This window comes from Streptomyces zinciresistens K42, assembly GCF_000225525.1.
Lineage (GTDB): Bacteria > Actinomycetota > Actinomycetes > Streptomycetales > Streptomycetaceae > Streptomyces > Streptomyces zinciresistens.
On the sequence record NZ_AGBF01000225.1, the window covers coordinates 1 to 9,654 of the forward strand.

Sequence of the window (9,654 nt, forward strand, 5' to 3'; positions counted from 1 at the left end):
GCCCGCCCGGCTTCCGGCCCGGCTTCCGGCCCGGCTGAGGACGCTGCCGAGGGCCGCGGAACTGACCGGCCTGAGCGCCCGGCGGCTGCGGACGGACCCGGCGGCGAACGTGGCGGGGGGCGCCGCGCTGCTCGCCGCGGCGCAGAGGGAGCTGGGCCGTCCGCTCAGCCCGGACCCCGCGGACTGGTACGCGGCCGTGGCCCGGTTCTCCGGCGCCGACGACACCAGGACGGCCGCGGCGTACGCGAACGAGGTCTACGACGTGCTGCGCGGCGGGCAGGAGCGCCGGACGGACTCGGGGCAGCTCGTGGCCCTGGCCGCCCGGCCGGGGCTGGTCCCCGACACCGGCCAGCTGAGCCGGGCCGGGCTGCGCGAGCCGCGGGCCGCCGGGACGGAGTGCCCGGCGACGCTCTCCTGCGAGTGGCTCCCGGCGCCCTACCGGCAATTCGGGGACGGCGACTACGGCAACCACGACCTGGGGAACCGCCCCGCCTCCCAGAAGATCGACTACATCGTCGTCCATGACACCGAGGGCGCCTGGGAGGGCGTCCTCGACATGGTGCAGGACCCCACCTATGTGTCCTGGCAATACTCCCTGCGCTCCACCGACGGCTATGTCGCCCAGCATGTGAAGGCCAAGGACGTGGCCTGGCACTCGGGCAACTGGTACATCAACTCCACGTCGATCGGCCTGGAGCACGAGGGGTTCCTGACCCGGCCGGACGCCTGGTACACGGAGGCGATGTACCGCTCCTCGGCGCGGCTGGTGACCTACCTCGCCGAGAAGTACGGCATCCCGCTGGACCGGCAGCACATCCTCGGGCACGACACGGTGCCCGGTCCGACGTCGTCGGCGGTCGGGGGGATGCACACCGACCCGGGCCCCTACTGGGACTGGCGGCACTACTTCGAGCTGCTCGGCAAGCCCGTCGAGGCCACCGCCGGCCCGGACGGCGGCCTGGTGACGATCCGTCCCGACTACGCCGCCAACCGGCCCGCGTACACGGGCTGCGCCGCGGCGGGGCAGCCCTGCCCCGACCGGGGTTCGAGCGCGGTGCGGCTGTACTCCGGGCCCGGGGAGTCGTACCCGCTGGTCAGGGACGTCGGTATCGGCTCGGCTCCCACCCGGGGCGTGAACGACCTGTCCTCGCGGGTCTCGACCGGGCAGCAGTACGCGGTGGCCGGCCGGAAGGGGGACTGGACGGCGATCTGGTTCCTGGGGCAGAAGGCGTGGTTCAGGAACCCCGCGGACAGCCCGGCGGCCGTGGACGCGGCAGGGCAGGTGGTGACGCCGAAGGACGGCGCGAAGAGCGTGCCCGTGTACGGGCGGGCCTACCCGGAGGCGTCGGCGTATCCGGCGGACGTGCCCGCGCAGGCGGTGTCACCGCTGCCGTACACCCTGCCGGCTGGCCAGCGCTACGTGGTCGGGGGCAAGGTGAGGAGCGCGTACTACTACGCGGCGGCCTTCGACGGGAAGTCGCACCGCGTGGTGACCGGCAAGGATCAGTACTACGAGATCCAGTTCGGCCACCGGGTGGCGTTCGTGCGGGCGGCCGACGTGCGGCTGGTCCCGTCGGGCTCCTGAGGGGAAGGCGGTTCAGCCCTGCTGGAAGAGCTCCGCGGGCAGCGGCTTCAGCAGGGCGTACAGATCGTCGGTGATGGGGCGGTCCCAGGCGGCGATGGTCACCAGGACGCTGTCGCTGCGGTCGAACTGCACACAGGAGATCCGGCTCTCGGAGAGCTTCAGCCGCCGCACGATCAGGAGGTTGTCGCCCTGCATGACGGGCACGTCCTCGCTGCCGACGACGGTGACCTCCTCCTCGTTCTCCAGGGCCAGCAGGAGCTGCGCGACCTCGAACGGGATCTCGTCCTCGTCGACCTCGCGGGCCGGGGAGCCCTCCGGGAGATTGCCGATGATCATCGCGGGGCCGCGGCCGCCGAAGAGGTCGTAGCGCAGGAAGACGCCCTGGCAGCTGCCGTCGGGGGCGGGCAGCAGGCCGGCGCCCAGGTTGCCGGGCCAGTCGCCCGGGTCCATGGCCAGGACGTCGAAGTCGGGCCCGGCGGGCGTGGCGCTACGGCGGCGGAGGAACGACATGCCGCCATGGTACGTGGCCGGGCCCGTTCCCCGGCGTGCGGGCGGGGCTTCGGCGGCCGGGACGGACCCCGGCGTTCCCGGGCGCGGGTCCGCCCGGCGGCGGGTTCACTCCTGCCCCGGTGCGGGCGGGACGACGGCCACCGGGCTCGCGGCGTGCAGCAGCACGGCCTGGGTGACCGAACCGATCATGCGGGCGGGGGCCGACAGGCGGCGCCGGTGGCGGCCCACGACGAGAAGGGCCGCGTCGCGGGAGGCGGCCACGAGGTGGCCCGCCGCGTCGCCGGGCACCACCGCGGTCTCGGCCCGGACCTCGGGACGGTGCGCGCGGTGGGGGGCGAGGATCTGCTCGGCGAGGGCGCGGGTCTCCCGCTCGACGGCCTCCCGGTCCTCCGCCGGGGCCACCACCTGGGCGGTGACGGCCGTCCACAGGTGCAGCGGCCAGTCGTAGGCGGTGACGGCCTGGACGCGGGCGCCGCGGGCGGCGGCCTCGGCGAAGGCGAAGGACAGCGCCGCCTCGTCGGGGCCGTCGGTCCGCAGGCCGACGACGACCCGGCGGCCCGGCTCGACCGGCGGCGTGTCATGGACCTGTCGGCCCGGCTTGGGGACGACGACCACGGGGCAGTCGGCGTCCCGGGCGGCGGCCAGGCCGCTGGAGCCGAGCAGCAGGCTCGCGAAACCGCCCCTGCCCCGGCTGCCGACCACCAGCAGCGCGGCGGCGGCGCCCAGTTCGGGGAGCACCCCGCCGGGGGCGCCCTCCAGGGCGACGTACTGCGTGGCGGGCCGCCCGGTCCGTCCCGCCAGATACCGGCGGGCCGACTCCAGCACCGGATCGTCCTCGGCCCGCGGCTGCCCGGCCGGCAGGACGGCCGGGCCGGCCCACGCGGCGAACTGCCGCACGTGCGCCACCCGCAGCGCGGCGCCGCGCAGCAGGGCCGTCTCGAAGGCCCAGTCAAGGGCCACCAGGCTGTCGTCCGAACCGTCGACCGCGGCGATCACCGGCAGGGTGCTCATGGGTTCCTCACCTCCGGGAGTACGGCCTTCCCGCTCCCGGGGCCAGCCTGGCCCAGGCGGCGGCCCCGGGGGCGCAGCGGCGGTCGCGTGTCCCGGACGGACGGCGGAACTCCCCCGGAACGGCCGGGCGGAAGGGCCCGCGGGCCGGCTCCGCAGGGGCCGGTCAGGTCAGGTCGAACTCGCCCTCGCGCGCGCCCGACACGAACGCGCCCCACTCGGCGGGGGTGAAGACCAGGGAGGGGCTCTCCGGCCGGCCGCTGTTGCGCATCGCGATGAACCCCTCGACAAAGGCGATCTGCACATCGCCCAGGCCGCGGCTGCTCGAATGCCAGTCGGCGTTGCTGAGGTCCAGCTCCGGCTTGTCCCAGCCCGTGAGCGGCTGCTGCTGGATGGTGCTCTCGGCCACGTCCGTGCTCCTCCCGGTTCGTCGTCCGCGGCCAGCCTAGCGATCGGTGCGGGGTGCCAACAGGCCAGGGGGAGGGGACCTTTGTCCGGATCCCTCCCCCCGGGTCCGCGGGAGGTTGCTCAGGCGTCCGGGGGCGTGGAGCCGACGAGCCACATCGCGAAGAACTGCGAGCCGCCGCCGTAGGCGTGTCCGAGCGCCCTGCGGGCGCCCTCCACCTGGTGCTCCCCGGCCATACCTCGCACCTGGAGGGCCGCCTCGGCGAAGCGGATCATGCCGGAGGCGCCGATCGGATTGGTGGAGAGCACACCGCCCGACATGTTGACGGGCAGATCGCCGTCCAGCTCGGTCGCACCGGACTCGGTGAGCTTCCAGCCCTCGCCCTCGGCGGCGAAGCCGAGGTTCTCCAGCCACATGGGCTCGTACCACGAGAACGGCACGTACATCTCCACCGCGTCGATGTCCCGGCGCGGGTCGGTGATGCCGGCCTGGCGGTAGACGTCGGCCGCGCAGTCCTTGCCGGCCTGGGGCGAGACGAAGTCCTTGCCCGCGAACATGGTGGGCTCGCTGCGCATGGCGCCACCGAGCATCCAGGCGGGCGGGCGGGGCGCGCGGGCGGCGCCGGCCCGGTCGGTGAGGACCATCGCGCAGGCGCCGTCGGAGGACGGGCAGGTCTCCGAGTAGCGGATCGGGTCCCACAGCATGGGCGAGGACCGGACCTTCTCCAGCGTGATGTCGTGCTCGTGCAGATGCGCGTAGGGGTTCTTCAGGGCGTTGCGCCGGTCCTTGTAGGCGACCAGGGAGCCGACGCCGTCGGGCGCGCCGCTGCGCCGCATGTACGCGCGCACGTGCGGGGCGAAGAAGCCGCCCGCCCCGGCGAGCAGCGGCTGCTGGAAGGGGACGGGCAGGGACAGGCCCCACATGGCGTTCGACTCGGACTGCTTCTCGAAGGCGACGGTCAGGACGGTGCCGTGGACGCGGGCGGCGACCAGCCCGGCGGCGACGAGGGCCGTGGAGCCGCCGACGGAGCCGGCCGTGTGCACCCGGAGCATGGGTTTGCCGACCGCGCCGAGGGCGTCGGCGAGGTAGAGCTCGGGCATCATCACGCCCTCGAAGAAGTCGGGCGCCTTGCCGATGACGACGGCGTCGATGTCGGCCCAGGTCAGCCCGGCGTCCTCCAGGGCGCCCCGGGCCGCCTCCCGGACGAGTCCGGCGATCGACACGTCCCGGCGGGCCGCGACGTGCCTGGTCTGGCCGACGCCTGTGACGGCCACGGGTTCCTTGCTCATCGCGGATCCCCTTCGAGTACGGCGACCAGGTTCTGCTGGAGGCAGGGGCCGGACGTGGCGTGCGCGAGCGCCCGGTCGCAGTCGCCCCGGTGGATGCGGGCCGCCGCCTCGCCGACGCGGATCAGGCCGGCGGCCATGACGGGGTTGGCGGCCAGGGCGCCGCCCGAGGGGTTGACGCGTACGTCGTCGCCGAGTCGCAGCGCCCTGCGCAGGACGACCTCCTGGGAGGTGAACGGGGCGTGCAACTCGGCGGTGTCGACGGGCCGTTCGAACGCGCCGGCCCGCTCGGCGGCGAGGCGGGCGGAGGGCGAGTCCGTGAGGTCGCGGACCCCGAGGGAGTGGGCCTCGATGCGGTGGTCGACGCCGCGGATCCAGGCGGGCCGTTCGCACAGTTCGCGGGCGCGTTCCCCGGCGGCGAGGAGCACGGCGGCGGCTCCGTCGCCGAGGGGCGGGCAGTCGCCGGTGCGCAGCGGGTGCACGACGTACTCCCCGTGCGGGACCGGGCCGCGGAGCTGGGCGTGGGGGTTGGCCTCGGCGTCGCCGCGGCTGCGTGCGGCGACGGCGGCGAGCGCGGGTTCGTCGGTGTGCCCGGCGTCCATGAGGGCACGGGCCTGGAGGGCGGCCAGCGCGACGGCGTCGGGCCACAGGGGGGCGAGGTAGTACGGGTCGAGCTGGCGGGTGAGGACGTCGCGCAGCGGGCCGGGCGAGGACTTGCCGTAGGAGTAGACGAGCGCGGTGTCGGCGTCGCCGGTGAGGAGTTTGGTCCACGCCTCGTACAGCGCCCAGGCGCCGTCCATCTCGACGTGCGACTCGGAGATCGGCGGCCAGGCCCCGACGCCGTCGAGGGCGAGGGTGAAGGAGAAGGCGCGGCCGGCGAGGTAGTCGCTCGATCCGGAGCAGGTGAAGCCGATGTCGGAGGTCTTCAGGCCGGTCTGCGCGAGCACCTGGTGCAGGACGGGCATGAGCATCTCCACCTCGGAGAGCTCCTCGCTGGTGCGCCGGTGGTCGGTCTGCGCGAAGGCGACGACGGCGATCTCGCGGTTCACAGCAGCTCCCTGTACGTGTCGTAGTGCGCGTCGGGCTCTCCGGTGGGCCGGTAGTGGTCGGGGTGGCGCGCGCCCGGCGTCCACACCGGTTCGACGCGCAGGCCCATGCGCACCTGGTCGTAGGGGATGCCGCCGATGCGGCCGTGCAGGGCGAGGTCGGCGCCGTCGAGGGCGATGTGGGCGTAGACGTAGGGCACGTCGATGTCGAGGTTCTTCGCCTTGATGTTGACGATGCAGAAGGTGGTGACGGTGCCGTGGGGACCCACGTCGACCTGTTCCGATGTGGCGACCCCACATGTGGGGCAGGCACCCCTGGGCGGTACGTACACCTTGCGGCAGGACGGGCAGCGTTCGCCGACGTTGCGGTGCTCGGTGAGGGCGTTGAGGTAGCCGGTCTGGGCGCGGCCGGGTGAGTAGGTGTAGTCGAGGCGGGCGGCGGCGGTGATGCCGGTGACCGGGTCGTCGAAGACGCCGTCGTGGCGGGGCGCTCCGGCGGCGGCCGTGGCGGCGGGGGCGTCGTGGTACGGCTCGAAGCAGGCGATGTCGGTGATGGCGCCGACGCGTTCGGCGGCCCAGCGCACCCGGACCCGCATGCCGGTGCGCACGGCGTCCGGGCCGGGCGCGTCGAGGGCGTGCAGCAGGGCGGTGTCGGCGCCGTCGAGGCGGACCAGGACCCAGGCGAAGGCGGTGGCGAGGGGCTGGTCGCGGCGGGGGGCGGGGTTCCAGGCCCAGGTGGTGACCGTGCCGGTGGGGGCGACCTCGACCAGGTCGCGGATCTCCTGCGCGGTGACGGGGTCGTACTCGACGGGCGGGACGAGTGTGCGGCCGTCGCCGGTGCGCACCCCGAGGACGACGCGTTCGCGCAGGCCGGTGAGGAAGGCGCTCTGGACCGGGCCGAGGGACCGGGTGAAGGGGAACTCGACGACCAGGGGGGCTTTGAGAACGTCGGGCACGGGGATCTCCCTCGTCAGGCGCGTTTGTAGACGGGTGGCCGCTTCTCCGCGAAGGCGCGGGTGCCTTCCCTGGCGTCGGCGGTGTCGAAGACCGGCCGGCCGCGCGCGAGTTCGGCGGCGAGCCCGTCGGTCTCGGTCATCGCGGCCGTCTCGTACACGGACGCCTTGACGGCCTCCACGGCGAGCGGCCCGCAGGCGTTGATCCGGTCGGCGATCTCCAGCGCCGTGTCGAGCGCGCTCCCGTCGGGGACGACACGGCCGATGAGGCCGATGTCCGCCGCCTCCCGGGCGCTGTAGGGGCGTCCGGTGAGCAGCATCTCCAGCGCGTGGGTGCGCGGGATCTGGCGCGGGAGGCGGACGGTGGAGCCGCCGATGGGGAACAGGCCCCGTCTGACCTCGTAGAGGCCGAAGACGGCCGACTCGCCGGCGACCCTGATGTCGGTGCCCTGGAGCATCTCGGTGCCGCCCGCGACGCAGGGGCCCTCGACGGCCGCGACGACCGGTTTGCGGGGCCGGTGGTGGCGCAGCATCGCCTTCCAGTGCAGGTCGGGATCGGCGGTGAGCCGTTCGCGGTATTCCTCCCCGGACATGCTGCCGCCCGCGAGGGCCTTGAGGTCCATGCCCGCGCAGAAGCAGCCGCCCGCGCCCGTGAACACGACGGAGCGCACGGAGTCGTCGGCGTCGGCCTCGATCCAGCCGTCGTACAGGCCCACCAGCATCGGCAGCGACAGCGCGTTCCTCGCCTCGGGTCTGTTGAGCGTGAGGATCAGCGTGGCGCCCTCGCGTCGCACCGTGAGGTGTTCGGTCCCACCCATGAGCCGTCTCCCCTCCGAGCGGTCCGCCCAGCGACGGAACGAGAACAGGTTGCAGGAGGCGGGGAAGCACTTCAAGAGTTTTCTGACAGACAGTCAGATTCTTTTGCGGGAAGGCTTCCCAGTTGTGCGGCCCTTTGCTCTGATGACCGGCGAACCGTCACAGCGCCAGGCCCTGCCGAGGTCAGGAGGAGCGGTGGAGTACAACCTTGCCGACCTGTTCGAGTCGGTCGTCGACGTGGTGCCCGACCGCGAGGCGCTCGTGTACGCCGACCACCCCGGGACCGGCGCGGAGCGCCGTCTGACGTACGCGGAACTGGACGCGGCGGCCAACCGGTTCGGCCACCACCTGATCGACAGCGGCATCCGCCCCGGGGAGCACCTGGGGCTGCACCTCTACAACGGCGTGGAGTACCTCCAGACGGTCCTGGGCTGCCTGAAGGCCCGGGTCGTGCCTGTCAACGTCAACTACCGCTATGTAGAAGAGGAGTTGGTGTACCTCTACCGGGACGCCGATCTGGTGGCCCTGGTCTTCGACGCCGGCTTCGCCGACCGGGTGGCGGCCGCGCTGCCGCGGGTGGCGGGGCTGCGGCACCTGGTCCGGGTGGGCGCGGCGGAGCCGGGGGCGCGTCCGGGGGCGGCCGTGCCCGCCGTGGCGTTCGCGGACGCGGAGGCGGCGGGATCGCCGGAGCGGGGGTTCCCCGCACGCTCCGGCGACGACCAGTTCATCATCTACACCGGCGGCACCACGGGGATGCCCAAGGGGGTGATGTGGCGTCAGGAGGACCTGTTCTTCTCGGGACTCGGCGGCGGGGCGCCCACCGGGGAGCCGGTGAGCCGGCCGCAGGAGCTCGCCGAGCGGGTGGCCGCGGGCGGCGCCGGGATCACGTTCTTCCCGACGGCCCCGCTGATGCACGGGACGTCCACGCTGACGGCCTTCATCGGCTTCGGCTTCGGCCAACGGGTCGTCATCCACCGCAAGTTCGCCGCCGAGGCGGTCCTGCGCACCATCGAGGAGGAGCGGGTCACCAGCGTGTCCCTCGTCGGCGACGCGATGCTCCGGCCGCTGGTCGACGCGCTGAGCGGGGCCATGAAGGGCACGGACTGCTCGTCGCTGTTCAGCGTGTCCTCGTCCGGGGCGATCATGTCGGACACGGTGCGCCGGCAGTTCCGGGACCTGGTCCCGGGGGCGCTGCTGCTGAACAACTTCGGCTCCTCCGAGTCCGGCTTCAACGGCACGGCGACCGAGGACTCCGGTCCCGAGCGCGGGTTCCGCATCCGCGTCAACTCCCGTACCAGGGTGGTCGATCCGGACAGTCGCGAGCCGGTGGCCGTCGGGGAGGTCGGGCGGGTCGCCCAGTGCGGCCATGTGCCGCTCGGCTACTACAACGACCCGGGCAAGACCGCGGAGACCTTCTTCGAGAAGGACGGCCGGCGCTGGGTGCTGCTCGGCGACATGGCCACCGTCGACGAGGAGGGCGTCGTCACGGTGCTGGGGCGCGGCTCGCAGTGCATCAACACCGGCGGCGAGAAGGTGTATCCGGAGGAGGTCGAGCAGGCGCTGAAGTCCCATCCGGACGTCTACGACGCGCTCGTGGCGGGCGTGCCGGACGCGAGGTGGGGGCATCACGTGGCGGCCGTGGTCGCGTTGCGCCCCGGTGCGGCGGCGCCCTCGCTCGCGGACGTCCAGGCGCACTGCCGGGCCCTTCTCGCGGGGTACAAGATCCCGCGGCGGCTCGTGATCACCGACGTGGTCCGCCGCTCCCCCAGCGGCAAGGCGGACTACCGCTGGGCACGGGAGGTCGCGGCGTCCGCGGGGGCGCGGATTCCGGGCCCGCAGGACTGAACCTGAGGTGACGTGCGGACGTACTGGTGGTGGCAGGCCCGTCCGGCGGGCGCTGCTCGCCATGCCATCGCAAGACCGCACGGGAGGACCTCCGGGTGTCGCAGGAGGCTGCAGAGGGAACAACACGGGCGACGGACGACGAGGGGAAGGACGCGGCGGGGGCCGCCGCGGTGCCCGACGCGCCGGCCGAGGACGCACC

The 9,654-nt window shown here is 73.8% G+C and carries 9 protein-coding genes; 2 read left to right on the forward strand and 7 right to left on the reverse strand.

Features of this window, described 5'->3' with window-relative positions; genetic code table 11:
* Nucleotides 1–1,585: N-acetylmuramoyl-L-alanine amidase (locus tag SZN_RS32255; RefSeq protein WP_007503336.1), on the forward strand; the 1,585-nt coding region annotated here is incomplete at its 5' end.
* Nucleotides 1,586–1,597: 12 nt separating this feature from the next.
* On the opposite strand, the gene SZN_RS32260 is transcribed toward SZN_RS32255, so the two are convergent.
* The 7 genes from SZN_RS32260 to SZN_RS32290 all read right to left on the reverse strand — a co-directional run bounded on the left by SZN_RS32260 (nt 1,598) and on the right by SZN_RS32290 (nt 7,612).
* Nucleotides 1,598–2,095: a hypothetical protein gene (locus SZN_RS32260; protein WP_007503338.1), complete on the reverse strand. Its 498-nt coding sequence runs from the start codon at nt 2,093–2,095 to the stop codon at nt 1,598–1,600.
* A gap of 105 nt (nt 2,096–2,200) precedes the next feature.
* Nucleotides 2,201–3,106, reverse strand: coding sequence for a universal stress protein (locus tag SZN_RS32265; protein ID WP_007503340.1), 906 nt, complete (start codon nt 3,104–3,106; stop codon nt 2,201–2,203).
* Between the two features lie 163 nt (nt 3,107–3,269).
* Nucleotides 3,270–3,512, reverse strand: coding sequence for a DUF397 domain-containing protein (locus tag SZN_RS32270; RefSeq protein WP_007503342.1), 243 nt, complete (start codon nt 3,510–3,512; stop codon nt 3,270–3,272).
* A 119-nt stretch (nt 3,513–3,631) separates the two neighbouring features.
* Nucleotides 3,632–4,798, reverse strand: a complete 1,167-nt coding sequence (locus SZN_RS32275; protein ID WP_007503344.1) for a thiolase domain-containing protein — start codon at nt 4,796–4,798, stop codon at nt 3,632–3,634.
* Nucleotides 4,795–5,844, reverse strand: a complete 1,050-nt coding sequence (locus SZN_RS32280) for a thiolase domain-containing protein (protein ID WP_007503346.1) — start codon at nt 5,842–5,844, stop codon at nt 4,795–4,797. Before SZN_RS32280 ends, SZN_RS32275 begins: the two co-directional genes overlap by 4 nt.
* Nucleotides 5,841–6,797, reverse strand: a complete 957-nt coding sequence (locus tag SZN_RS32285; RefSeq protein WP_007503348.1) for a Zn-ribbon domain-containing OB-fold protein — start codon at nt 6,795–6,797, stop codon at nt 5,841–5,843. Before SZN_RS32285 ends, SZN_RS32280 begins: the two co-directional genes overlap by 4 nt.
* 14 nt (nt 6,798–6,811) lie before the next feature.
* The gene (locus SZN_RS32290; protein ID WP_007503350.1) at nt 6,812–7,612 is read right to left on the reverse strand and encodes a crotonase/enoyl-CoA hydratase family protein; all 801 of its coding nucleotides are present in this window, start codon (nt 7,610–7,612) and stop codon (nt 6,812–6,814) included.
* A gap of 193 nt (nt 7,613–7,805) precedes the next feature.
* Between SZN_RS32290 and SZN_RS32295 the strand changes: the two genes are divergently transcribed.
* Nucleotides 7,806–9,455: an acyl-CoA synthetase gene (locus SZN_RS32295; protein WP_007503352.1), complete on the forward strand. Its 1,650-nt coding sequence runs from the start codon at nt 7,806–7,808 to the stop codon at nt 9,453–9,455.
* Nucleotides 9,456–9,654 lie beyond the last annotated feature (199 nt).

What these genes read in the sequence shown, in the direction of transcription:
- SZN_RS32275 (WP_007503344.1), bottom strand. Translation starts at nt 4,798, where the DNA reads ATGAGCAAGGAACCCGTGGCCGTCACAGGCGTCGGCCAGACCAGGCAC.
- SZN_RS32265 (WP_007503340.1), bottom strand. Translation starts at nt 3,106, where the DNA reads ATGAGCACCCTGCCGGTGATCGCCGCGGTCGACGGTTCGGACGACAGC.
- SZN_RS32260 (WP_007503338.1), bottom strand. Translation starts at nt 2,095, where the DNA reads ATGTCGTTCCTCCGCCGCCGTAGCGCCACGCCCGCCGGGCCCGACTTC.
- SZN_RS32290 (WP_007503350.1), bottom strand. Translation starts at nt 7,612, where the DNA reads ATGGGTGGGACCGAACACCTCACGGTGCGACGCGAGGGCGCCACGCTG.